Source organism: Streptomyces sp. NPDC056222 (genome assembly GCF_042264065.1).
Lineage (GTDB): Bacteria > Actinomycetota > Actinomycetes > Streptomycetales > Streptomycetaceae > Streptomyces.
Map to the genome: position 1 here is coordinate 62,976 of NZ_JBHJTL010000001.1, position 22,659 is coordinate 85,634.

28 protein-coding genes are annotated in these 22,659 nt (G+C 69.4%); 14 read left to right on the forward strand and 14 right to left on the reverse strand.

Going from position 1 to position 22,659, the window contains the following annotated elements:
- The first annotated feature begins 228 nt into the window (after positions 1–228).
- The 3 genes from ACFC0D_RS00320 to ACFC0D_RS00330 all read left to right on the forward strand — a co-directional run bounded on the left by ACFC0D_RS00320 (position 229) and on the right by ACFC0D_RS00330 (position 2,068).
- Entirely contained in the window at positions 229–636 is a 408-nt protein-coding gene (locus tag ACFC0D_RS00320) for a helix-turn-helix transcriptional regulator (RefSeq protein WP_376430000.1), read from the forward strand.
- A gap of 343 nt (positions 637–979) precedes the next feature.
- Positions 980–1,573, forward strand: a complete 594-nt coding sequence (locus ACFC0D_RS00325; RefSeq protein ID WP_376430002.1) for an NAD(P)H-dependent oxidoreductase — start codon at positions 980–982, stop codon at positions 1,571–1,573.
- A gap of 111 nt (positions 1,574–1,684) precedes the next feature.
- The gene (locus ACFC0D_RS00330; RefSeq protein ID WP_376430004.1) at positions 1,685–2,068 is read left to right on the forward strand and encodes a hypothetical protein; all 384 of its coding nucleotides are present in this window, start codon (positions 1,685–1,687) and stop codon (positions 2,066–2,068) included.
- A gap of 124 nt (positions 2,069–2,192) precedes the next feature.
- On the opposite strand, the gene ACFC0D_RS00335 is transcribed toward ACFC0D_RS00330, so the two are convergent.
- Complete coding sequence (locus tag ACFC0D_RS00335) at positions 2,193–2,714, reverse strand: hypothetical protein (RefSeq protein ID WP_376430006.1); 522 nt, start codon at positions 2,712–2,714, stop codon at positions 2,193–2,195.
- A gap of 75 nt (positions 2,715–2,789) precedes the next feature.
- A complete protein-coding gene (locus ACFC0D_RS00340; protein ID WP_376430008.1) occupies positions 2,790–3,656 on the reverse strand; it encodes a PhzF family phenazine biosynthesis protein in 867 nt (288 codons plus the stop codon).
- Between the two features lie 152 nt (positions 3,657–3,808).
- Here ACFC0D_RS00340 and ACFC0D_RS00345 point away from each other — a divergent pair, with 152 nt between their 5' ends.
- The 4 genes from ACFC0D_RS00345 to ACFC0D_RS00360 all read left to right on the forward strand — a co-directional run bounded on the left by ACFC0D_RS00345 (position 3,809) and on the right by ACFC0D_RS00360 (position 7,281).
- Entirely contained in the window at positions 3,809–4,429 is a 621-nt protein-coding gene (locus ACFC0D_RS00345; protein ID WP_376430009.1) for a hypothetical protein, read from the forward strand.
- 130 nt (positions 4,430–4,559) lie between these two features.
- Entirely contained in the window at positions 4,560–5,210 is a 651-nt protein-coding gene (locus ACFC0D_RS00350) for a hypothetical protein (protein ID WP_376430011.1), read from the forward strand.
- Positions 5,203–6,711, forward strand: coding sequence for a hypothetical protein (locus ACFC0D_RS00355; RefSeq protein WP_376430013.1), 1,509 nt, complete (start codon positions 5,203–5,205; stop codon positions 6,709–6,711). The genes ACFC0D_RS00350 and ACFC0D_RS00355 overlap by 8 nt, the downstream gene beginning before the upstream one ends.
- A 264-nt stretch (positions 6,712–6,975) precedes the next feature.
- Positions 6,976–7,281, forward strand: coding sequence for an antibiotic biosynthesis monooxygenase family protein (locus tag ACFC0D_RS00360; RefSeq protein WP_376430015.1), 306 nt, complete (start codon positions 6,976–6,978; stop codon positions 7,279–7,281).
- Positions 7,282–7,346: 65 nt separating this feature from the next.
- Here the strand turns inward: ACFC0D_RS00360 and ACFC0D_RS00365 are convergent, their stop codons facing one another.
- The 3 genes from ACFC0D_RS00365 to ACFC0D_RS00375 all read right to left on the reverse strand — a co-directional run bounded on the left by ACFC0D_RS00365 (position 7,347) and on the right by ACFC0D_RS00375 (position 9,234).
- Positions 7,347–8,042, reverse strand: coding sequence for a DNA alkylation repair protein (locus ACFC0D_RS00365; protein ID WP_376430017.1), 696 nt, complete (start codon positions 8,040–8,042; stop codon positions 7,347–7,349).
- A 217-nt stretch (positions 8,043–8,259) separates the two neighbouring features.
- On the reverse strand, positions 8,260–8,808 hold the full coding sequence (locus ACFC0D_RS00370; protein WP_376430019.1) for a GNAT family N-acetyltransferase: 549 nt from the start codon (positions 8,806–8,808) through the stop codon (positions 8,260–8,262).
- A gap of 150 nt (positions 8,809–8,958) precedes the next feature.
- Positions 8,959–9,234, reverse strand: coding sequence for a recombinase family protein (locus ACFC0D_RS00375; protein ID WP_376430021.1), 276 nt, complete (start codon positions 9,232–9,234; stop codon positions 8,959–8,961).
- Between the two features lie 138 nt (positions 9,235–9,372).
- On the opposite strand from ACFC0D_RS00375, the gene ACFC0D_RS00380 reads away from it, so the two are divergent.
- From ACFC0D_RS00380 to ACFC0D_RS00390, 3 genes are read left to right on the forward strand one after another with little or no spacing between them, the layout of a single operon-like run.
- Complete coding sequence (locus tag ACFC0D_RS00380; protein WP_376430023.1) at positions 9,373–9,765, forward strand: GntR family transcriptional regulator; 393 nt, start codon at positions 9,373–9,375, stop codon at positions 9,763–9,765.
- Entirely contained in the window at positions 9,762–10,658 is an 897-nt protein-coding gene (locus ACFC0D_RS00385) for an ABC transporter ATP-binding protein (protein ID WP_376430025.1), read from the forward strand. The genes ACFC0D_RS00380 and ACFC0D_RS00385 overlap by 4 nt, the downstream gene beginning before the upstream one ends.
- Positions 10,655–11,665, forward strand: coding sequence for a transporter (locus ACFC0D_RS00390; RefSeq protein WP_376430027.1), 1,011 nt, complete (start codon positions 10,655–10,657; stop codon positions 11,663–11,665). Before ACFC0D_RS00385 ends, ACFC0D_RS00390 begins: the two co-directional genes overlap by 4 nt.
- 140 nt (positions 11,666–11,805) lie before the next feature.
- On the opposite strand, the gene ACFC0D_RS00395 is transcribed toward ACFC0D_RS00390, so the two are convergent.
- Positions 11,806–11,928: a hypothetical protein gene (locus ACFC0D_RS00395; protein ID WP_376430029.1), complete on the reverse strand. Its 123-nt coding sequence runs from the start codon at positions 11,926–11,928 to the stop codon at positions 11,806–11,808.
- A 56-nt stretch (positions 11,929–11,984) separates the two neighbouring features.
- On the opposite strand from ACFC0D_RS00395, the gene ACFC0D_RS00400 reads away from it, so the two are divergent.
- The gene (locus ACFC0D_RS00400) at positions 11,985–12,542 is read left to right on the forward strand and encodes a hypothetical protein (RefSeq protein WP_376430030.1); all 558 of its coding nucleotides are present in this window, start codon (positions 11,985–11,987) and stop codon (positions 12,540–12,542) included.
- Positions 12,543–12,789: 247 nt separating this feature from the next.
- On the forward strand, positions 12,790–13,680 hold the full coding sequence (locus tag ACFC0D_RS00405; protein ID WP_376430032.1) for a 2-dehydropantoate 2-reductase: 891 nt from the start codon (positions 12,790–12,792) through the stop codon (positions 13,678–13,680).
- A gap of 47 nt (positions 13,681–13,727) precedes the next feature.
- Here the strand turns inward: ACFC0D_RS00405 and ACFC0D_RS00410 are convergent, their stop codons facing one another.
- From ACFC0D_RS00410 to ACFC0D_RS00430, 5 genes are all read right to left on the reverse strand, one after another.
- Positions 13,728–14,582 carry a DUF4253 domain-containing protein gene (locus ACFC0D_RS00410; RefSeq protein WP_376430034.1) on the reverse strand — a complete coding sequence of 285 codons (855 nt, stop codon included), beginning with the start codon at positions 14,580–14,582 and terminating at the stop codon, positions 13,728–13,730.
- A 191-nt stretch (positions 14,583–14,773) separates the two neighbouring features.
- Positions 14,774–15,541 (reverse strand): YqjF family protein, encoded by a 768-nt coding sequence (locus ACFC0D_RS00415; protein ID WP_376430036.1) that lies wholly within the window; start codon positions 15,539–15,541, stop codon positions 14,774–14,776.
- Positions 15,542–15,820: 279 nt separating this feature from the next.
- The gene (locus ACFC0D_RS00420; RefSeq protein ID WP_376430037.1) at positions 15,821–16,069 is read right to left on the reverse strand and encodes a hypothetical protein; all 249 of its coding nucleotides are present in this window, start codon (positions 16,067–16,069) and stop codon (positions 15,821–15,823) included.
- Positions 16,070–16,126: 57 nt separating this feature from the next.
- Positions 16,127–17,551: a S8 family serine peptidase gene (locus ACFC0D_RS00425; RefSeq protein ID WP_376430039.1), complete on the reverse strand. Its 1,425-nt coding sequence runs from the start codon at positions 17,549–17,551 to the stop codon at positions 16,127–16,129.
- A gap of 685 nt (positions 17,552–18,236) precedes the next feature.
- The gene (locus tag ACFC0D_RS00430; protein ID WP_376430041.1) at positions 18,237–18,995 is read right to left on the reverse strand and encodes a DeoR/GlpR family DNA-binding transcription regulator; all 759 of its coding nucleotides are present in this window, start codon (positions 18,993–18,995) and stop codon (positions 18,237–18,239) included.
- Positions 18,996–19,044: 49 nt separating this feature from the next.
- Between ACFC0D_RS00430 and ACFC0D_RS00435 the strand changes: the two genes are divergently transcribed.
- Positions 19,045–19,428: a DUF4406 domain-containing protein gene (locus ACFC0D_RS00435; RefSeq protein ID WP_376430042.1), complete on the forward strand. Its 384-nt coding sequence runs from the start codon at positions 19,045–19,047 to the stop codon at positions 19,426–19,428.
- Positions 19,425–20,099 carry an NUDIX domain-containing protein gene (locus ACFC0D_RS00440; protein ID WP_376430044.1) on the forward strand — a complete coding sequence of 225 codons (675 nt, stop codon included), beginning with the start codon at positions 19,425–19,427 and terminating at the stop codon, positions 20,097–20,099. The genes ACFC0D_RS00435 and ACFC0D_RS00440 overlap by 4 nt, the downstream gene beginning before the upstream one ends.
- A 69-nt stretch (positions 20,100–20,168) precedes the next feature.
- Here the strand turns inward: ACFC0D_RS00440 and ACFC0D_RS00445 are convergent, their stop codons facing one another.
- From ACFC0D_RS00445 to ACFC0D_RS00455, 3 genes are all read right to left on the reverse strand, one after another.
- A complete protein-coding gene (locus ACFC0D_RS00445; protein ID WP_376430046.1) occupies positions 20,169–21,134 on the reverse strand; it encodes a tRNA-dependent cyclodipeptide synthase in 966 nt (321 codons plus the stop codon).
- Complete coding sequence (locus tag ACFC0D_RS00450) at positions 21,082–21,732, reverse strand: DUF4360 domain-containing protein (RefSeq protein WP_376430048.1); 651 nt, start codon at positions 21,730–21,732, stop codon at positions 21,082–21,084. The genes ACFC0D_RS00445 and ACFC0D_RS00450 overlap by 53 nt, the downstream gene beginning before the upstream one ends.
- 451 nt (positions 21,733–22,183) lie before the next feature.
- Positions 22,184–22,624 (reverse strand): VOC family protein, encoded by a 441-nt coding sequence (locus ACFC0D_RS00455; RefSeq protein WP_376430050.1) that lies wholly within the window; start codon positions 22,622–22,624, stop codon positions 22,184–22,186.
- Between the last annotated feature and the right edge of the window lie 35 nt (positions 22,625–22,659).

The window sequence follows — 22,659 nt, forward strand, 5'->3', positions numbered from 1 at the left end:
CGGGCCGATGGGGCATCCGCATACCCCACAGGGGATGTGGCGGTCGTCGGAGGTCATCATGCACCCCCAGCAGGACTGCGAGGCGGTGTGTACCGCTCGGGGCCGGGTCGGAATCTGTCGGAGCACTCCACCCGCAATGGTGCCCGTATCTCCGATATACGTCAAGGAATACATGAAAATCAGGACGTATGCTGAATGATCCACCGCAGGGAGGGGCAGTGGTAGGACATGGCACATGGTGCTCGCCACCACCCGAGCTGGACGTTTCTCACCAATCACGCCCGGGTCCTCCTCATGCTCGCCAGGGATCCCGGTATCCGGCTGAGGGACGTCGCGACCGGGTGCGGGGTGACCGAGAGGACCGTGCAGGCGATCGTCGCCGATCTGGAGGCGGACGGATACGTCACGCGCACTCGCGGCTCGGACGGCCGCCGCAACCGCTACGAGATCAACGCCAAGGCCCAGTTCCGGCACCCTGCCGAAGCGGGCCATGAGATCGCCGGCCTCCTGGCCCTGCTGTCCGCTCCCGCCGGGGCGACCAGCACCCCGTCAGGGCGTACGCCCGCCACGGCCGGGACGGGCCACGGCGGGCCGGACCCGAGACGATCGGCCCGACGGCCCGGCCCCGGGGAGTGAGTGCAGGCACTCCCGCGCACCGGGCCTTCGGCGGGGCGCGTTACGGACACCGGACGTGAAGCAAACCATTCCGTTCAGGCGGTCACGGAGCTCCGCCACGGTTTCCGCGAGCATGCATTCCAACGCCCTCCCTTCACGCGACCGCCTCGTCCTCGCGACGCCGACCGCCGACCGCCGTCGAGACCGGACCGAATGTCGATCGGTTGAGCAACGACGGTTGATTTCGCGGGTAGTTGTGGTCATCGGTGATGGTGATCGATCCAGTGGCGGTCGATCGTCCCGTTTGCATAAGCTGCTCGCGAATCGTTGGCCAACGGCTACTGATGTCTTCGGGGGATGAGCAATGCGCGCAGGGGTCTATCTCGCACACCCACGGCCGGGCAGCTTCAACCATGCTGTCTTCGACGCCGTCGTGGAAGAACTGCGCGACCGAGGGTGCGAGGTGCTCGCACACGACCTCTACGCCGAAGGGTTCGCACCCGCGCTTGCCGCCGACGAGACGCGGACGGTCCAGCCGGTCTCGGACGCGGCTGACTCGCAGGTGGCGCTGCATCGCGAGGAAGTGGCCACACTCGACGCCATGGTGTTCGTGCATCCGAACTGGTGGGGAATGCCGCCCGCAGTCCTCACGGGCTGGGTGCAGCGCGTACTGGCGCCCGGCGTCGCGTACAAACTCAGCACTGCGGAGGGCGAGCCCGCAGGGCTGTTGCAAGCCGGCCGGGCCCTCGTCCTGAACACCTCGGACACTCCCGCCGACCGCGAAGAGAGCGAGTTCGGCGACCCGCTGGACAGGATCTGGTCGGCCTGCGTGCTGCCGTACGTGGGGGTTACCGATGTCCGCCGGGTCGTCTTCCGTACAGTCACCGATTCGACCGATGAAGCGCGCGCATCCTGGCTGCACCAGGCGCGGGGGCACGCAGCCGCACTACTGGTGTGACATCGTCCGAGCCGAGCAGTCCGCGCCCGGTCGTCGTACGAAGGACTGCCGAGCATGGCGTGGCGAACGCATGTCCTCGATCCTGTGTGCTCGGCAAGCAAGGAGGAGCGCATGGGGCTGGTTCTCTTCCCGGGCGACGGAGACAACAGCAGTCCGGACGTCTCCTGGTCCTACAGCGGCTTTGCCGCCTTCCGGCGGCGTCTGGCCGAGACCGAGGGGTTCGTGCTGTCGGAGATGTGGGGCTTCGGCGGCGAGCGTCCGTGGAGCGAGGTGTCCACCGCTCTGGAGCCACTTCTCGATCATCCGGATGACGGCGGTGACGACCTCTCGCCTGCCGAGTGCGTGTCGATTCTGGTCCGGCTGGAGGCGATCACCGACCAGTGGGCACAGGAAGGCGGCGACCAGCTCCTCCAGCAGCACATCGAGGACGCCCGCCGGCTTGCGGGCGTCCTGCGGCTCTGCATCGAGAAGGAGGTCCCGCTGGCCTTCCTCTGAAGCCCACCGCCAACGGGACCACTTGCAGGACAACTCTCAGGCGCCCCACCGGCTTCGAAACCGGAAGCATCACGGCCGCGCTGATCTCTCCGGCGTCCCCGCCGTAAACGGGCCGCTGATCTGCTCAGTCGTCAGCGGCGACGAGCAAAGTGATGTGCCCCGCTGAGGAGTTGATGATCACGAGCTCATGGAACTCCCCGTGCACACCACCCCAGTCGTGAAACGCCTCGCTCCCGAGCCCGCTCAAGTAGTGGATACGGTCGGCTGCGGCCAGGCGGTCGAACGCCTCGCGCCGCAGATTCGCCTCCAACTCGGCGGGCACGGCTCCGAACTGGTTCAACCACTCCCGCAGGATGAGCTCGCTCTTCTCCCGACTGACCGCTTCGTACGCGTCGGGGGTGACCAGCCTCAGCCAGTACGGGCCGTGCCTGGTCCCCTCCGGAAGGACTCCACCACCTGCGTAGTCGTCCCGGAACTGTTCATGCCCGATGAGAGCGGCAAGCAGTTCTCTGTCACCGACAGACTCCGAGGGGAACCGCAGATGCTTGGCATCGACCCACCTGAAGGCGTGCGTACTCGCATCCTGGAACTTGTAGTTCCGAAAGTTGATGAACGCGCTGCCTTCGTGGGTGAGCCAGTTCTCCATAGGACCTCAGATTAGAAGCGGGCCAGGCACGGCCTGCGGACCCATCGGATACTCACCGCGCCGGGGCGGGGCCGCTCAGGCGATGCGAGTCCCGGTTCCGCTCACCCGCACCTGGGCCTCGCCTTCGCGTAGTTCCACGGTCAGGACGCCCGGGCGGCCCATGTCGGCGCCCTGGTGGAGCGTGAGGACCGAGGCGTCCGGGACCAGGCCGAGTTCGCGGGCGTAAGCGCCGAAAGCGCCGGCCGCCGCGCCGGTTGCCGGGTCCTCCACGACGCCGCCGACGGGGAAGGGGTCGCGTACGTGGAAGACAGTCCGGGACTCGCGCCACACCAACTGCACGGTGGTCAGGTCGAGTCGGTGCATGAGCGCTTCGAGACGGGCGAAGTCGTACGCGAGGTCTGCGAGGCGCTCCCGGGTCGCCGCACCGACGACGAGGTGGCGGGCGCCCGCGAAGGCGATACGCGGGGGCAGGGCGGTGTCGAGGTCGGCGGCGGGCCAGTCGAGGGCGGCGAGCGCCTCGGCGAGGTCCGCGTCGCCGATCGCCTCGATGTGCGGTTCGACGGTCGTAAGTGTGGCCCGCATGACGCCGGCGTCCTCGGTCACGCTCACCGGCACAGTCCCCACCCGGGTGGCGAACACCAGGTCGCCGGGGCCGATGCGGTCGCCGAGGGCGACGGCCGTCGCCACGGTGGCATGACCGCAGAACGGGACCTCGGCCTTGGGGCTGAAGTACCGGATGGTGAAGGCCCGCCCACTCGCGTCGTCGAGGTCCTCGGGCGGGGCGGTGAGGAACGCCGACTCGCTGTAACCGAGATCTGCTGCGATGGCGAGCATCGCGTCGTCGTCGAGTCCGGCCGCGTCCAGGACGACCCCGGCGGGGTTGCCGCCGTGGGGGTCGGAGGAGAACGCGGTGTAGCGCAGGATTGCGGGCTGTGTCGTCACGATCGACGCAACTCCGCGGCCCGGCGGATTGTTCCCGCCCCGGTCCTGAGCCGATCGGGACATGGCGGCGGCGGCAGATTCACAATCCCGACGTCCCGACGTCCCGATATCCCGGTCGCCCAGGACAGGGCGGGCCTGGCAGGGTGTCCGTCATGAGCTCCGAGCCCGCGCACTCCCAACCGGTCCGCCACCACGACCACGGCAGGTGGCTCGTCCAGTACACCGGCCGGATGCTCGTGGTCTGCCCGAAGTGCGGTGGCCGCGCGCTCGTCGTGCCGCTGCCCGGCCTCGCGGCGCCGAAGTACTTCAGTGAGCTGTTCGTCCAGCCCCGGCGGCTTACGTGCGCCGGCTGCGGCGCGGTCGCCGAATGGACGGCCGAGCAGCGGGGCGCCGGTCTGGTCGGCGCGGTGCCCGGTGGCACCGAGGACCCCTTCTTCCGTCGGCCGCTGTGGCTTCAGACCCGCTGCGCGGGACGCATCCTGTGGGCCTACGGCGAAGAGCACGTCGACGCCCTCACCGCCTACGTGGGCGCCCGGCTTCGCCAGCGTCACGCGTCCCCGACCAGGGGGATGTTCGCCCGGCTGCCGGCGTGGATGAAAGCGGCGGACCGTCGTGACGAGGTGCTGGCAGGCCTGGACACCCTCCGGGCGCTCGCCCGCCGTTCGGCCCCCGCCGACCGCTCCGACGCGGCACACGAACGCGGCGACCGCCCACGCCACCACGGCAGCCTCTACTTCCGCGGCGGCCCTTACCAGCAGCTCCAGCAGCACTAGCAGCGACGAACACGCGGCGAGTCGGATGAGCGCGCCCCCGAGCGCGGGAGTGCGGCCGATCGGCCACCCAGCTCGCTCGGCGGCGCCCCCAGGGCGATGTGACGGACCGCGAACGAACAGGGGGCTTTTCATGGCACTGCATCCGGAAGGCATGTTCACCAGCGGACCGATCGCGCACCTCGTCGGGCTCGCAGCCGGCGGGACCGACCCGTTGGAATGGGAGATGTTGCGCTTCAAGAGGGTCTCGCGGACCAATCATTGGGACGCGTCCTGGCGTTGCGCCCTCCAGCCGCTCGCCTCCCAACTGGACTACCTGGCCACCGCGTTCAGCGACGAGTTCTTCGCGACCTGTCCGGACGACACGCGACGGGTATGGACAACAGCCGCCGGAAGCAAGCCCCTTCCCGAGTTCATGACCGAGCTGGCGATGCTGCTGCGGCTCGCGGACCGTGGGAGGCACGCCTCGTACGAGGAGGTACCGCTCGCCGTATGGGAAGTGCGCACGCAGTTCCCGCTGCTGCGGGGGCTGGACGACTGGACGTACGACGGCGAGCACGCCTCGTACGAGGACAGCGTGAGGGCGTTCATCGAGAGCGAGCACCCTTTCTGCTTCTACGAGTTGATACCGCGCCTCACCCAGGCTCTGGAGGCGCAGGCCCTCTGCACGCAGTCGGCCGCCTTCGCCGCGTCCTTCCGGACCCTCGTACCGGAGGCGACACCGGAGGTTCTGAACACCCTCGCCCGCACCACCTTCGCCCACATGGCGGAGCACCATGGCTGAGCAGACGACCTCGTACGCCGTCTTCCACGACGAGCCCTTTTCCGAACTGCACGGGCACGCGTCCCAGGCGGTCGTCAGCGCCGACGAGCAGTGGATCGCGGTGAGTTCGGTGCTGCAGGGAAGCAGCCGCGTCGCGCTCTTCCACGCCGCCGACCTGTCCTGCGCCCACCTGCTGACATTCACGATGGACGCCGAGTCGATCGCCTTTCACCCCACGCTCCCACTCCTCGTCGTCGGCCTGGACAACTATGACGAGTACCGACGCGAAGGCGGCCTCACCCTCTTCGAACCCGGCACGGGCCACCGCGTCGACTTCGCCGACCCCGCCTGGGGCATCGAGCCGGTCCGCTGGCTGGACGACCGCACGCTCGAGCTCACATTCTTCGCCCTGCACCCGGACGACGAGTACACGCACCTGATGTCCCGGGCCACCGTCGTACGCGACAACTGGCTCGGCCTCACCCCCGACGCCCTCGACCTGACGGCGCTCTACCGGACCCCGCTCGACCCGGACGGACCGTCCTTGTACGACGACATACCGCCCGCGCAGCCGCTGCTGCGCGAACTCGCCGAGCGGGCAGGCCGGACGTACGACGCGCGGGGCGGGGTCCGAGCCGTGGCCGGGCTGCGTGACGGCCGTGTGCTCGCCACCCGCATGCACACGGCGGTGGAGTGCTGGGCCCCCGACGGATCGCTGCTGTGGAGCGTCCCCGCGCCCTCGGCGAGCGGCGGCACGCGGATCGAGCTCGCAGCCGACGAGCGGACGGTACGGGTCGCCGTTTCCGGCCCGGACTCCCGCACGCGGACCGACTTCCCGCTCGTCGCCACCTCGGACGGCACGGTTCTCGACCGCCCATCCGTGCCCTTCTCGGCCGCGCTGTCCGCCCGTACGGACGGGGTCTGGGCGATCCGGGACACCTACGACCGCAGCTTCGGGACCGAGCCGCCCACCCCACCCAACACCCGGATCTTCGCCGCCGACGGCACCCGGCTCGGCGGGGTCCAGGAGCCCGACAGGTACGACCTCGTCCCGCTCGACGTCCGCCGCTGCCCCGAGCTGCTGTACGGACGGCGAGGACGGGAGGTGATCGCCCTCGACCCGACCGGCACCATCGAGACGGCGCTCTTCACGGTCGACGCGCCTCTCGGCAGAGCGGTCTACACCGACGACGCGGCCGGCCCGGCGCTGTTGCACGGACGGACGGAGCTGGTCCGCAGGGCCTTCCCGTCGGGCGAGATCCTCTGGAGCCGTCCGCTGGACTCCGAGGTCAAGGACCTCGACACACACGCCGGGGCTCTGTACGCCCTCTGCCTCGACGGCACTCTCGTCTCCTGCGACACGGCCGACGGGACGTTCCTCGGCCGTCGCGCGCTGCCCCCGTACGGCCCCCTCTCGCTGCACGCGGCCCCGGACGGCACGATCCTCGTCGGCACCGCCGCCGGCCAGATACTGCGCCTTCCGGCGGACTCCCGCCCGCCGACCGGTCCGGCGGGCCGGTAGCAGCGGTGCGGGACACCGCGGTGGGAGAGGGGGCCTGCGGCGCCGATTGCAGGACGTACAAGCGCAGCGAGGTCTTCGCCCCGCCGACGTAAGCGGCATCGAAACGACCCGCACGGCTCGTCCGCCAGGTGTGAGGGGAAGAGTTGACTAGTCGTCAAAACGTGTCTCCAGAGCGCCTACTGACCACGGTCGCCGGCCTGTGCGGCGGAGGTCACCGGGGTAGGAACGCGTCTGGGGTTTCGTCGTCGCGCTCCATGTGGCAGCGTGAGCGCCGTGATCATCAGGATTAGTGAGGCCCGTGTCCGTCCTGATCGCTTCGAGGCGTTCCGCGACGTGATCGTCAGTGCAGTGAGTGAATTCCCGGCTCTCCACCCCGGGTTGGTGGACCACGAGGTTCTGGTCGCGCCGCCGGACGGACTGTTGTACGTCAGTCGCTGGCGGAGCGAGGAGGATCTGGTCGCCTATGCCGGCGAGAACTGGCGGGACCAGCCGGTGGTTCTTCCCGGCGAGCAGGAGTACTTGGTGGCGCCACTTCAGGTTCGGCACTTCACGGTCGCACCGTTGACCTGACGCCCGGCAGCGATGGCGCCGGCGCAGCGGTAGGCGCCGGTGCCTCGCCTGAAGTTGCGGGTCTGCTACTTCTCGTGCTGGCGACGCACCATCTCGGCGATCCAGGCGGGCGCGAACGGGGACGTGCAGTTCGGGGGAGTCGGGTAGTCCTTGAGCACTTCCAGGCGCTCGCCGATGTCGATCGCGCGGGCGCGGTACTCGGCGTGCTGAATCCCGATCTGCGCCAGACAGTGGTTCATCGCCCACTGCAGACGATCGGGCGCGTCCTTCATCTCCACTTCGATGACGTCGAGCAGTCCCGCGAGGTCGAGGCCCTCGGGCTTCTTCGCCACCCGCTCGGTGGTCAGCGCCCAGCCGGCGCTCGCGACCACAGGATCCGGGTCCTTGAACCAGGCGAGGCGCAGTTCTTCGGAGGCCGGGTTCTTCTTCACCACGTAGTTCACGAGCCAGTCGTGAACCTTGGGGGCGCGTGCCTCCCGCACCATGGTGTCCAGCTCGTCGCGCTCGAATGCCTTCGGACGGCAGATCAGCATTGCCAGGAGCCTCGCCGCGGTGTCTTCCGTCGCCCAGAGTTCGCGCGCGAGATCCTGCTGCGTCTTGAGCTGCTTCGCGAGTGCGCGCAGCTTGCCGAGGTTCACACCGTGATCGTCACCGCGCTTCTCATTCGCCGCGCGCATCTTCGGGTCCTCAAGCGCGGCCAACTCAGCCATGACCTGCGCCACCGTCGTCCCGGCCACGTCAGCCTCCTGTCCGTCGAGCATGGAATCCAGCCTACGGCTCGACGGTGACGGGCAGCCCTTGGTGACCCCGGGGCCGGATCGTCGTACCCATCCGTCCGAGTACGAGCGGGACCGCACTCGGACCACAGCGAACCGGGGTTGCCCTTCCTGGCGCTGGTGGATGTGATGTCGATCACTCCCTGTGATCCGTCTGCGCGCGCCGGCGGCTGGTGCCACCCCATGGGCGGTGCCGTGCGACTCAGACCACGGGAAGGGATGGATCGGGAGTCCAGGGGGTTGGTGCGGTGATGGCCCAGCGTTCGTGGTCCCGCCAGCCCCCGTCGATGTAGAGGTACGAGGGCGAAACCCCTTCGTAGTGGAAGCCCAGCCGCTTGACCAAGGCCAGGGACGCCTTGTTACCCGGTTGAATGTTGGCTTCGAGTCGGTGGAGCCGCAGGTCGGTGAAGGCGTACTGCAGGGTGGCGGTGAGCCCCTCGGTCATGTAGCCGTGCCCTGCGGACGGGGCGAAGGCCGCGTAGCCGAGGGACGCGCCCTGGTAGCGGCCCCGGATGATCGAGTTGATGTTGACCATGCCGGCCGCTGCGCCGGTCTCCCGGACACGAATCAGGAAGCCCCGGTTGGTGGCGTCGTCGAAGCGGCCCATCCAGGCCTGGAACTCCTCGGCGGTCCCGGGTAGTTGCATCCATTGCCCGTGCAGCTCGGAGCTGGCCTGCACGAGCGTGCAGAACTCGTCCTGGTCGGAGCGGGTCAGCGGGTGGAGTTCAACGCGTGACGGCATCTTGAGCATGGACCAACGTTAGGGCCTGAGAGTGCCGGGGCACCCGAGTGATCCACTGATGCGATGACCTTGGCGTGGGTCGTGGCGATGTGACCGGGGCGCAGAGGGCGGGGCTGGAATCGGGGCTGCCGGGCCGCCGGGGCCGCCAGGGCACCGCGGCTACCGGCCCGGGCCCAACGCCGACGGTTGCGCGTCGAGCAGATCGGAAACCCGTGTCGGCCCTGTGAGCTTCGGCCGGCGCCCGCCGCCGCCCCCCCGGGCCCGCGCGGAGGCAGGCCCGTCGTTCGTGTTCGCCACGATCAGCTCGCGCTGGAGCTCTGCCAGTACGGACAGCATCCCGAACTTCGCTCGCCCCTCCATGGTGGCGGTGTCGGTACCCCGCTCGATGACATGCAGCCCGATACTGCGCTCGCGCAGCTCGGCGCCGAGGGTCACCAGGTGCGCACGGAGCGGGAGAGTCGGTCGAGCCGGGTCACCTTCAGCGTGTTGCCTTGGCGCCGCAGTGCAAGTCTTGCCGAATGATCGACGTAGAGGGCTATAGTGCTAGGCAACTAGATAAATGGAGGAACCGCGGTGATTGAGTTCCACCTGAACGGCCGGTCCGGCCTGTCCCCGTACCAGCAGCTGGTCCAGCAGGTGCGGCATGCTCTGCGCCTGGGCCTGCTGAAGGAGGGAGACCGGCTGCCGACGGTCAAGGACGTCGCGAGGCAGATGGCGGTCAACCCGAACACGGTGCTCAAGGCGTACCGGGAGCTGGAGCACGACGGCCTGGTGGCCGCCCGTCCCGGCGTGGGCACGTTCGTGACCCGCACGCTGGCCGACGCCTCGCTCGCCGCGCACGGGCCTCTCCAGAAGGACCTGCAGCGCTGGCTGACCAAGGCCCGCCTGGCCGGGCTCGACGACGAGAGCATCGAGGCGCTCTTCGTGAACACGTTTCGTAACGCCGCCGGGGAGGACGTAGCGTGAGCACTGTCTTGCGAGCCCAGGGCCTGGGCAAGAGGTACAAGCAGCGCTGGGCGCTGCAGAACTGCGACCTGGATGTCCCGGCAGGCCGGGTGGTCGGCCTGGTCGGCCCCAACGGCGCCGGCAAGTCGACCTTGTTGAACCTGGCCTCCGGCATGCTGACCCCGACGGCCGGCACCATCGAGGTGTGCGGTGGCCGTCCCGCCGAGGGTGTGGAACAGCTCGCCAAGGTCGGCTTCGTCGCCCAGGACACCCCGACTTACGCCGCGCTGAGCGTCGCCGACCACCTCAACTTCGGCAAGCGTCTCAACCCGAACTGGGACGACAGTCTGGCGCGCGACCGAATCCGTCGCCTCGGTCTGGACCCCAAGCAGCGGGCCGGCAAGCTGTCCGGCGGCCAGCGCGCGCAGCTCGCTCTCACCCTGGGCATCGCCAAGCGCCCGGAACTGCTCATCCTGGACGAGCCGGTCGCGGCTCTGGACCCGCTCGCCCGACGGGAGTTCATGCAGGACCTTATGGAGGCCGTCGCCGAGCACCAGCTGAGCGTCGTGCTCTCCTCCCACCTGGTCTCCGACGTGGAGCGAACCTGCGACTACGTCATCGTGCTGGTCGACTCCCGGGTGCAGGTGGCCGGAGACATCGACGACCTGGTCGCCTGCCACCACCGGCTCACCGGACCGCGCCGGGACCCGGACACGCTCCCGCCCGGTGTGCACGTCATCACCGCCAGCCACACCGACCGGCAGACCACCCTCCTGGTGCGTATCGACACCGCGGTCCACGATCCGTCCTGGACCGTCAGCCCGCTCGGTCTGGAAGACATCGTCCTGGCCTACATGACCCGGCCCGCCGATGCGGTACGTGACACCCGGCCCGCACTGGAGGTACTCCGATGATCTGGCTGACCTGGCGCCAGTTCCGTACCCAGGCCGCCGTGATGTTCGCCGCGGTGGCTGCCCTCGCCGCCACCCTCGCGGTCACCGGCCCGCAGCTGGCCGACCTCTACCGAACTGCAGGCAGCGGCCTGGTGGACCAGGTCTCCAGTTCGGACCAGTCCCTCTACTACGCCGGGCTGCTGGTCGTGCTCGCCGTGCCGGCGGTCATCGGGATGTTCTGGGGCGCGCCGCTGATCTCCCGTGAGCTGGAGACCGGCACCCACTACCTCGCGTGGAACCAGGGCGTCACCCGCACGCGGTGGCTGGCGACCAAGCTGGGCCTCGGTGCGGCAGCCGCCATGACCGCTGCTGGACTGGCCGCACTCGCAGTGAGCTGGTGGAGCAGCCCCATCGACCGGGCCGTCAACGGCGGCGGCGCGACGGACACGTACTTCCCGCGGCTCGACCCCGTGGCCTTCGCCGCACGGGGCGTGGTCCCCATGGCCCATGCCGCCTTCGCCTTCGTCCTGGGCGTCGCCCTCGGCCTCCTCATCCGCCGCACCCTGCCCGCGATGGCAACCACGTTCGCTCTCTACGCCGCCATCCAGATTGCCGTGCCGATGTGGATCCGGTCCCACCTGGCCGCCGCGGACCGGACCACGCTGCCGATCGAGCCCGATGGCGCCCCCATCAGCATCCAGGACGGCGCCAAGCAGATCGTCGCGCACCTCGAAGAAGTGCCCGGGGCCTGGGTCACCTCCCAGCAGACGCTGAACGCCGCCGGTCAGCCGGCCCCCGTGCCGTCGTCCTTCGCCGACTGCCTGCACACCGAGTCGGGCCCGCCGACCTTGCAGCAAGTCGAAGGCTGCGTCGCCGACCTCGGCGCCCAGGGCTACCAGCAGCAGGTGACGTACCAGCCCGCCGACAACTTCTGGGCCCTTCAATGGGCCGAGACCGGGCTCTACCTCGGCCTCGCCCTGGCCCTGACCGGGTTCTGCGCCTGGTGGATCCGCCGCCGACTGACCTGACAGACGCCAGTTTCACCACAGGACCAACCGTGAGGGGCGGCTCTCCGACTGCGGCTGCCCCTCACCGCGCCGCCGCAGTCGGAGAGCCGTCCTGCACGAAGGCAGTGGTGTCGGCGGCGCTGACCCGGCGTCCGTACTGTTCAGTGGGCATGGCTGCCGTCGACCTCCGCGTACTTCTCCAGCAGCTTCATCGCGTCCATCACCGGCCGGTGGGCGGTGTTGTTGCACCTGAAGCCCAGCGTCCTCAGCGGCGGCGGCAGCATCTGCCGGTAACAGGGCCGTGCGTCGGCATGGACCGACGTAGTGCGAAACTCGGGCCATGACCTCACCCGAGCTCAGCGAACTGGACTATCTCCGGGAGATTGAGCGCCTCGCCAACCGCGTCAGCGTGGAGGCGTCCAACGAAGGTTGGCTCTCGTTCCCGGCAGACCCGGAAGATTCGACACCGTTGCAGCACAGCGTGAACGTGCTTGCTCAGGCTCTGCGCCACTACCACTTCGCAGGCGATGGCTGTATGGAGGAGGACCGGTCTCTCGTCCGGCTCGTCGGAGCCTCGGTGCTGAAACCCGGGGTCATGCCTGCCGGGGTGGAGGAGGCGTACGAGGAGGTGTGCGCCCGGATCGGCGTCGAGCCCAGGGCTGAGGGCTGGGCACTGTGGAACACCTGGAGCGACGAGGGGTCGGCGGTGACCATGGTGGTGTCGGCTGTCGAGACGACTCAGGGTCTCTTCGGGAACTGGTCACGCGGGAGGGCGGTCGATCCGGTGTCACCGCTGCCCTCCCAGATCGCCGTGATCCGTCAGGGCTGGATAGGGCCGATGACCTTCTCGCCCCGCGGCGTCCGCCGGATGGGCCTTGGCGGGCAGCCGCTGTCCTAGGTTCTGGCTCTCGGTGGGCGACGGGCCACATGACGATCGTGGCGAAGTGCGGTGCGGCCTGTGGGTGATGGCGAGTTCGCCGGTTCGCCCAAACGGTCGAGCGGTACCTGGAGCCGGTTCCAGGCTCCGGCAGACGAAACCGACGGCCCGTCCCGCGTCAGGGTGGATATCGACACCCACAGCGCGGTCGTCCTCGCGGAACGCGAGGAGCACCGTCTGGCCATACTCGCGGGTAGGGTCGGTGTTCATGACACGTGTTGCGCTAGTGGGTGTGGGTGCGGTGGGGGGCGTCATGGCCGCTGGCCTGGCTTCGACCGGGCGGCTGGAGGTGACCGCGTGCGTGCGCTCGCCACTGGGCGAGCTGCGGATCGACCGGCCCGAAGGCGCAGTTGAGAAGGTATCGATTCCGCAGGTCCTCGACCCTGCCCAGGCGTCTGCGGTCGATTGGGTGGTGCTGGCGACCAAGGCCCACCAGACGGCGGGCGCGAAACCGTGGCTGGAGCGGCTGTGCGCCGCCGGCACTCGTGTCGTGGTGCTGCAGAACGGCGTCGAGCATCGGGAGCGCGTCGCCCCGCTTCTGGGCGCTGCGGCCCGCGTGCTTCCGGCCGTGGTGGAGATCTCCGCCGAGTCGCCGCAGCGTGGCCACATCCGGCTGTTCAACCGCCCGAGGATCGTGGTCCCCGAGGAAGACGACGGTGTGGAGTTCGCCGCCCTGTGCCAGGGCAGTGGCATCACCGTGTCCCTGACCGACGACTTCGTGACTGCCACCTGGGAGAAGCTGTGCCTGAACGCGGCCAACGGCGCCATTACCGCTCTGACGACGCGCCGTATGCCGGTCTTCGACAATCCGCGCGTCGCACAGTTGGGCCGCGCGTTGGTGGAGGAGGCGCGGCAGGTTGCTACCGCTTCAGGTGCGAACCTGCCCGATGACCTGGCCGACCAGGTCATCGCCCGGCTGCGCACGATGCCGGCGGAGTCCGGCAGCAGCATGCTGTGGGACCGCCTGGCCGGCCGCCCACTGGAATACGACGCTCGCAACGGCGCTGTCGTGCGCGCGGGTGCCCGCCTGGGCATCCCCACGCCGTACAACGACACTGTCACCGCTCTGTTGGAGGCCGTCAGCCCATCAGGGGCGTGACGCAGCGTCACCAGTCACAGGACTTGGTGACCTGAGTCGCACGGGGCTCAGTCCCACCAGAGCGACCACATCGTCGAGCGGACCATGCCGTCGCCGACGCGCTGCGGGTCCTGCACCGTGTCGCTGCAGTAGCCGAACAACTCCGTGGCAGCCTGCGCAGCTGCCCGGGGATCCAAGGGGGGCCTGTCGACGACCAGCTCCATGTGGGCGCCCTGAGCGAGGAAGAGCTCGGCTCCCCACTGCTCGTGCCAGCGCCTGAGCAGGGCTGCATCATCGGCGAGGGCCAGGAGCCGGTCGCCGTAGCCGTACCAGTTGCCCGTCCCGATCAGGTAGGGCAGCACGACAGGAACCTCATAACCCCCTCGCGCCGGTACGAAGTTGAGCCATCGCGGACCCGAGCTCCAGACATCCTGGTCATCGGACGCCCAGCGCGACACCCCAGGGAGCGGCTCCGCGAGCGCGGGGCCCAGTAGCGGTGCCAGTCGGTCCGGGTCGTAGTCGTCGCGCCAGCCCTCCTGGTCCTCCACGTCCCCACCGGCGCAGTCCATCGACCAGCGGAAGCTCGACACCACGACGGACGCAGCGCGGGCGTCGTGGTCCTGGCACACCACCTCGGCCATCAGGTCCTCCAGGGCATCGGCATCAAACTTGTGGTGCAGACTGCCGCGGGCCAGGTCGTCCGGCGACTCCCAGGAGGCGTAAGGCCACCAGCCGGTCTCCGGGTGCCTCCTGCGCCACTCGTCCCAGACGCCGTGCATGCGCCCTCGCGCCACGGACACCCCGATCACCTCGACGCCCGCGGCCGTCGTGGCCCGCTTCAGCGTCGCGTGTCGAAAGCGTGTGCGCAGGGCGTGAAGGAGCTCGTCGGCGGGGACAAGCGGCTGGTGGAGGAAAGTGCTCACGAGTTCAGGACCCTACGGACCACCCCGCCCCCACGCATTCCTTTATCTCCCACGACGGCAGCCCCTGGAAAGGGAGGACTCAACAAGGAAACAGGCCCTGGACGACGTGCGGCGGCGGCTGCGGCACCGCTCTTCGAAGGGGCGGTGCGCAGCAGGCGGGAGCGCCGCCCACCGCTGATGTTGCGGCAGTGCTAGAGCGGTCGGCGAGGGTGCGGGACGGTGGGTGCGGAGCGGGACGGCCTGCCGAGCCGCACCGGGACTCCGGGGGAGTACAGGACGCTGACCGGAGCCTCGCGTGGCGTCGGGAGGCCGGCCGAAGCGAGCAGGTTCTCCTCGCACATGAGCAGTTCCGCTCGGTACAGCGGCCAGCGCGGATGGTCGTTCGGCAGATACGCAGCCCCGCCGAAGAAGCCGTTGTGCATACCCCAGCGGGCGGTGAGGAAGTGCTCCAGCTCGGTGGGCTCGTTGATCCGCTCGCCCCTGGCCACCGTGATACGGCTGTGCGCACCGCGCGGGCCGGGCCAGCGGCGGGAACTGGCGTATTCGACGGTGGCGCCGTCGGTGCGGACGCTCATCCGGGACCACAGATACGGCAGCCGGAAGCCGACCCGCCCCATCACGACCGGGATGAGCCGTGACGCGTCCATCGACCGGAACACGACACCGCGCCGCCCGTGCGCGTCGACCGAGTACAGGCGCACATTGGTCTCGGGGAACGAGCCGAGGTACGGCACTCCGGGCAGCCGGAGCCAGCCGACCCGGTGCATCCGGAAGGCCACGAGCCCCACGTGGCTGACCCCGTCGTATGTGTCGGGCGCGGTCCCGCTCGGCAGCAGCGGGGCCACGACGTCCGGATCGACGGCCCAGTGGATGAACGCGAGGTCGAGCCACTCCTGAGTGAGGAGCGGGCTCCGTATGGGGGAGGGGGCGTCGGGAGTCACGGACGAGGGGGGCTGCACGGCGCAAAGAATGACAGAGCGCCCGCGCGCTGCCGCTCCACGCCCCCTCCGGTCGCCCGAAATGCCCGATCTGTGGACTGCTGTGGAAGAGCCCCTGCGCGGACCGAATCTCCTAGGGGCGGGGCCCAAGGGTCTGCGGAGGCCCGCCGCCCCAGTACCGCGCTCCCCCTCGACGGGCTCGTAGTGGTCGAGGACCACGACCAGAGCGGATACGCGACCTGGCCGAGGCCATCCGCAACCTGTGAGCGAACCCCTTCTGCCACATTCACAACAAAGGCCCTAGCCGCCCAGGTCGAATTCGGAGCTGGGGTGCACCTTGATCGGGAGGCCAAGGCCTGTCACCCGCGTGGGTAGGTCGTGTGGCCCTTCCGCCTGGACCACCATCTCGTCGTCACCGAGCGGCACGGGGTCGATGTCCAGGAGGGTGCCGCCGACGGTGGACAGCTTGGCCGCCAGGTCGCCGAGGTCGGTGCCGACCGGCACCGTCAAAAGCCACTTCATCGACACCTCTCGGGTCACGCGATCCATGGGGCCCGTTCTCCGTCGTATCCGGATTCACCGTATCCGCGCCGAGCTTTCCGCAGCTCAGGGCTTCCGCAGCAGGAATGAGTACGATGCCGCGGCGTTCACGATCCCACGGCCGTAGCCCGGATCCCAGGCCTTGCCGGTCGTGTTGACCAGCCCGGCCAGCAGCGCCTCGCGCAGCTCCTCCGGGCTGAGTCCGGGGAACGCGGAGAGCATCAGTGCCGCGACTCCTGCCGCAACCGGTGTGGCCGCCGACGTCCCGTTGTCGAAAGGCGACCTGGGGGGCGCCGGAACTCCGCCGGGGCGCCCCGGGCCGAAGTTCCCGAAGAGGTGCGTGTACGACGCGAAGTCCGGCTTCTGCGACTCGAACATGCCGGGCCCTTGAGAGGAGTATCCGACGCGCTCTTGTTGGCTGTTGACCGCGGCGACCGTGATGACCTCCAGAAGGCTGTTGGAGGCGTGGACGGAGCGGCCGGGGCCGATACCGGAGCGGTCGCAGGCACCGCTCGGGCACTGTGCGCCGCAGTTGCCCGCCGCGAAGAACGCCGCCGCACCGGAGGCCACGACCTCGCGCACCTTGCGGTGGAGCGGGTGGTCGAGGTCCCAGATCTCGTGACCGGGCGCCAGCTCGCGGCGCGGGACGCCGGTGAACCCGTAACTGTTGTTCGTCAGGTGCGGCGTGCCGTCGAGTCGACGGTGCTCCAGCACCGCCTGGAACATCGTCAGGGCCCCGCCCGAGTCGGGCTGCCCGAGGAAGGGGTAGTCGTACAACCTGGCCGAGGGTGCCGCGACGAGGACGTCAGCGGCGCACATCGAGCCGTGGCTGGTGATCGGGGCGGCCCCGGGCTGGAGGGTCGCTCCCGGACGGGTGAAGCCGCCGGAGACCGGATAGACCTGCCCGTTCACGCCTTCGTCGATGATGCCGACGACGACGTTCTGCCCTCGGAAGCCGTCCTGCCACGGCCGGGCGACGCCCAGCAGTGCTCGGATGGTGTCAAGGGTGGCCCCGGGGCGGAACGGCCGGCAGTCGAGGCCTGTACGCGAGCGGGCGAGGTCGAACGCGTTCGCCTCGACATCCACGCCCGGCTCGCCCGGACTGCCCTCGTCCTCGTAGAGGTGGAGCGGGGAGCTCGCCCATACGCGGACACCTTCGCGCTCGCGCAGCTCCGCCAGTTTGGTGGGGTCCACTTCCACCGGGAGCACGACCGAGGTCGGTGCGATGTCGGGGTTGGTTTCCGGAACCGCGAACTCCCGCAGGGAGCCCAGGGGCTCGGGGCTCCCACCACCTTCCCGGGGTGGGCTGAACATGGGGACGGGTACGAAGTTCTCGCCCGGCTCGACACCGAGCCCTGACACCCTGTCGAGTTCGGGAAGGGCCTGGTCGAGGGCCGAGGTCTCGGAGGCCACGGCTGCCCTGAAGGCACCGAACCCCTCGGGCTGGATGTGTGACGCTTCGGTTTCGAGCAGCACCTTGATCTTGGCCATGGTTCGGCTCTTCTCTCCGTCCGTCGGGAACCAGGCTGTTGCGTGGCCCTCTGGCGCGGCCGGAGCGTGCTGTGGCATCGCGGCCGCGCGTCGGACAGTCGTACTAGCACCTGCGAATTCGCGGTCGGGTCGGACCGGGACCGCTCAGTGTCGTAACCCCTCGGTCGGACGTCGAGGCGGTCCGTCGTCGAGTCGGTCGGACGTCGGGTGGGTCGGACGTCGGGTCGGCCGGGGTCACGGCAGGACTGGGGAAGCGCACCGGAGAATCGGCACCTACCACAAATCTATTGATATCGCCCATCATGCGCAACTCTGATGAGGTAGTTGACAGTTGCACGGCGGCTGTCCGTGATCAGTGCCGATACCTTGGTCGCCATTCCCGTGACGCGTCCGTGAATCGCCGCCCGGATGGATGAACGCGGCGGGCGTACGTCCCCGGTCGACCGCATGGCCTTCGCCGCACACGCCGACAGCCCGTCGCCGGCCCCGGCGCGCCGACGTGCTCCAGGAACTTGCAGCCCCCGTCGCCCTGTCGTACGCGCCGTGCACCTTCGAACGCTCCGGCGCCCTGCCGTGCGCGCGGTGTACTTTCGAACGCTCCGGCGCCCAGTCCTCCGCGCCGTAGGGCTTGACGCCAGGTCAGGGGGCCGGCCCCGTGTCCCATGGGCAACGCTCGCCCGGGGCCTCAGTCGGCGGCGAGCACCTCGATGCCGCGCGCCGTGAGCTGCTCGATCACCGGGTCGTGCGGGGCGGCGTCGGTGATCAGGCCGTTGATCTCTTCCCAGGGCAGGACGCGGAACCGTGAAGCGGTTCCGATCTTCTCCGAGGAGGCGAGGACGTAGGTGTCCGCGGCCCGTGCGGCCAGGGCGCGCTTCATCGCGGCCTCCTCGGCGTCGCCGGTGGTCAGGCCCGCGTCCGGGTGGACACCGGTGACCCCGAGGAAGCAGAGGTCGGCGGAGACGTTCTGCGCGGCCTCGACCGCGGCCGCACCGCACGCGACCGCGGAGTGCTTGAAGATACGGCCACCGAGCAGGAAGACCTCCGCCTGCGGATGGTCCAGGAGGGCGGCGGCGATCGTCGGACTGTGAGTGATCACGGTGCAGGTCAGGTCCCGGGGGAGCGCGTGGACGACCGCGAGGGCAGTGGTGCCGCCGTCGAGGATCAGCGCGCCGCCCGGCCGCACCAGCCCAGCAGCTACGGACGCGACCTTCCGCTTCCCGTCCGGGGCGACGGACTGCCGGGCGTTGTAGTCGGCCACGGCAGGTGAAGCGGGCAGTGCCCCGCCGTAGACCCGCTGGCACAGCCCCTCGCTCGCGAGATCGCGCAGGTCGCGCCGCACGCTGTCCTCGGAGATCCCCAGCGAGGCGGCGACGTCCTTGGCGATGATCTTGCCCTCGCGGGCGAGCAGATCCAGCAGGTGGTCGCGCCGTTCGGCAGCCAGCATCCGTACTCTCTCCTGTTCTTGCACGTTTCTGCATGTATCGTAGCGCGCCATGACCGACAAGCCCATGCTCGTCCTCATTGCCGGGCCCTATCGCTCCGGCACCGACGGCGACCCGCAGGCCATGGCTGCCAACCTCGCCCGACTCGAAGCCGCCGCGTGGCCGATCTTCGCCGCGGGCCACCTCCCCGTGATCGGGGAGTGGATCGCCCTGCCCGTCCTGCGCTCGGCCGGCGCCGGCCCCACCGACCCCCTCGCCGACCAGGTGCTGTACCCGGCCGCCGAGCGCTTGCTCGCCCACTGTGACGCCGTACTGCGGCTGCCGGGCGACTCCACCGGTGCCGACCAGGACGTCGCCACCGCTCGCCGCCGCGGCCTGCCCGTGTACCACGACGTCACGCAGATCCCGCCCCGCACCCCGAAGGAGGACGCGTGAGCCCACACCCCGGCATCGACGCCCCCGACCACCGCGGTCGCACCGACCTCGACCGCGCCGGACGCGACCTGGACCGGAACCCCGATGTCGTGATCCGCGACGTCGAGCTCACCTCCCAGGGGTGGCACGTCCTGCGACGCACCACCTTCGACTACCGCCGCCGCGACGGACGCTGGGTCACCGAGCAGCGCGAGACCTACGACCGCGGCAACGGCGCGGTCGTCCTGCCCTACGACACCGAGCGCGGGCGCGTCCTGCTCACCCGTCAGTTCCGCTACCCGGCCTACGTCAACGGCCACCCCGACGGCATGCTGGTCGAAGCCGCTGCGGGGCTGCTCGACGCGGACGACCCGCCGGCCGCCGTCCGACGTGAGAGCGCCGAGGAACTCGGCGTCACCCTCGGCCCGCTCACCCACGTCCTCGATGCCTTCATGAGCCCCGGCTCCGTCACCGAACGGCTCCACTTCTTCGCCGCCCCCTACACTCCGGCCGACCGGACCGGCGCCGGCGGCGGACTCGAGGAAGACGGCGAAGACATCGAGGTCCTCGAACTGCCCTTCGCCGAAGCTCTCGCCATGACCCGCGACGGACGTATCACCGACGGCAAGACCATCCTGCTCCTGCAATGGGCAGCCTTGGACGGCCCTTTCGCCCCGGCAGCCGTCCACTGACGGCACAGCCCGACCCGGCCCGGCCGGACCTGCTGGCGGTCTTGCCGCAAGGGCGTGAGAGAGGGGCCGCTATCGGCCTTGGACGCGGAGGGATACGAGTGTCAGGTCCCGGAGTTCGTCGGGGGCTTGGGGGTGGAGCCCGGCTGAGATTTCGGCAAGGGTGCTGAACTGGCCGGGGTAGACCATGACCGGCAGGTCGCGACGCGTGAGACAGCAGAAGACGGCGAACTCTTCGAGGAAGTAGGCGCTGGACGTGTCGATGCGCTGTCGGCGTTCCGCGGCACTCACCATGGGGGAGTGTTTGGCGTGGTAGGCGCGCCCGAAGGCTTCCACCGAGGCGCGGAAGGCGTCGTCCTTGGCGAACAGGGTGCGCAGTTCGTAGTGGAACTCCGCGTACTCGGCGGTCTCCTGGACCTGGCTGCACGTGACGACGGTGAAGTCGGTCGCCGCACGGTATGCATCCAGGAGTGGCTGTTGGGCTTGGACGAACTGCCGACCTAAGTCGAGGGCGTGCTCGAGAGCCTGGTCGGGGTCCATGCCGCCGGTCGAGGCCAGCGTGAGGCGGTGGATGCTGTCGCCGATCAGCACGGTGCAGCGGCTGAAGTGGCGCGAGACCCACTTGAGCATGCTGTCGAACCTGGCCGGGGTGAAGCTGCTGTTCTCCAGGCTGACGCCGAGGAAGCACGCTTCGTGGTCGCCGAAACCGTTCAGGTGGGCAGCGGGGGAGACCGAATGGATCGCGGTCCTGTAGCGAGTCCGGCGTCTCCTTTCCGGACACGTGGAGGAGAGGGGAGTGGCAGGGAGAGCATTTGCGGGGTCCACGGTGAGGTTCCGCCTGAAGGAGTGGCCTGGCACGGGTAGTCGCTCTGCTTGATGACGTCCGGTGCGGAAGCGTTCCTTCAATCTCGCCGGCGCGGCGCGGCGCGGCTCGGGGAGCGGGGCCCCGGCCGGGAAGGGGGCCCGGCCGGGGCGGTGCCGGGTGTCAGTTTTCGGGGCACTCCTTCCACGCCAGGTGGTAGACGGTGCTGATGTCACCGTCGGTGGAGTCCATGGTCATGTAGCTGGTGGTGGCAGGGTTCGACGTGCCGGCGCTCACGCGGAGCTCGGTGTTGATGTTGAAGTTCCGCTGCACACCGCAAGGCGCCCACACGAGCTGCGCCCAGTCGGTGTCGTCGGTGGCCTGCCAGTTGTCCTCGTACGGGCCTCGGAAGGTATGGGTCCGGGACGCGGTGTTCGGCGAGCCCTGGAAGTAGTACGAGGCCTTCTCGGTGCTGCTCGCGCCGGGCCGGAGCGACGCGTAGCCGCGGTAGTCGGCGCTGGCGATGGCGTACGTGAACCCCTGGGGCACGTGCACCAGCAGGTTGAGCTGACAGTTTCTGCGGGCTGCCGTGGGCGGGGAGTTGCCGCCCACCTGCGCCAGGTACTCGCTGTAGGTGACGGTGAAGGCGGTGTTGTCCTCGGACACGGCGATGGCGGCGGTGCCCAGGGGGCAGCCGGAGCCGTTGACCGTGGCGATGTCGATGACGATCTTGTCCGGGGGCGGGTCGACGATCGACGACGGGCTCGCCTGTGTGGGCAGGGCCGAGGCGAACAGAGCGGCGATCGCTCCGCCCACGAGCAGGGGGACTCTCATGGTTCTCCCATCCAGTGCTTCACTGCCTGGCGATCGCGGGCACACGGATGCGTCCGGTCGCGGGGCGGGTTGCAGCGCGCCGCAGGTGCGGGCGGCAGTCATGGACCTTTTGCGGTGGATCGAGGAGCCGGCGGTGCGGAGGGTAGTCCAACAGCAAACCGTTGAACTATCATGTACATGTCAGGTTTGGGATTCCGGAGCTCCCACCAGTGCGGGCGGGAGTGGTCGAATGCTAGAAGCCCGGGCGCGGAAGGGCAGGGGGGAGCCCGGCCAACAATCGCCGCGCGAACGGCTCTCCTTTGGCTCGGAACGGTGGTTGTCGCCCCTGGCGTCCCACATGAACCAAGCGACCCATACGAACCGGGCGCCCCGCGCGTCACGCGTGCCCCTCACGTCACTTCTGCGTTCCAGGCGTTCTCTACGTCCGGCGGGCGCCCGGCCGGCACAGCCTTCAACCGAGCTGCTCGGCCAGGCCGACGATGATTCCCTCGGGGCCGCGGACGTAGCACAGCCGATAGACGTCCTCGTACTGCGCCAGCTCGCCGACGAGTTCGGCGCCGTGGGTGCGCAGGCGGGCTACGACGTCCTCGATGTCGTCGACAGCGAACATGACGCGACGAATGCCCAGCGTGTTCGCCGGCGCGTCCTTCGGCTCGCTACGGATCGCCTTCGGCTGGTGGAACATCGCGAGCTCGATTCGGCCGTGGCCGTCCGGTGTCCGCAGCATGGCGATGTCCTGTCGGACGTCGTCGATCCCGATGACACGCTCCACCCAACGTCCCTCGATCGGCGCCTTGCCCTCCAGTTCCATGCCGAGTTCGACGAAGAACGAAATGACGGCGTCGATGTCCTCGACAACGATGAGGACGTTGTCCATCCGCTGGATCGTCATGCCGGGTCTCCTTGGTGTCGTACGGCCACGGTGAC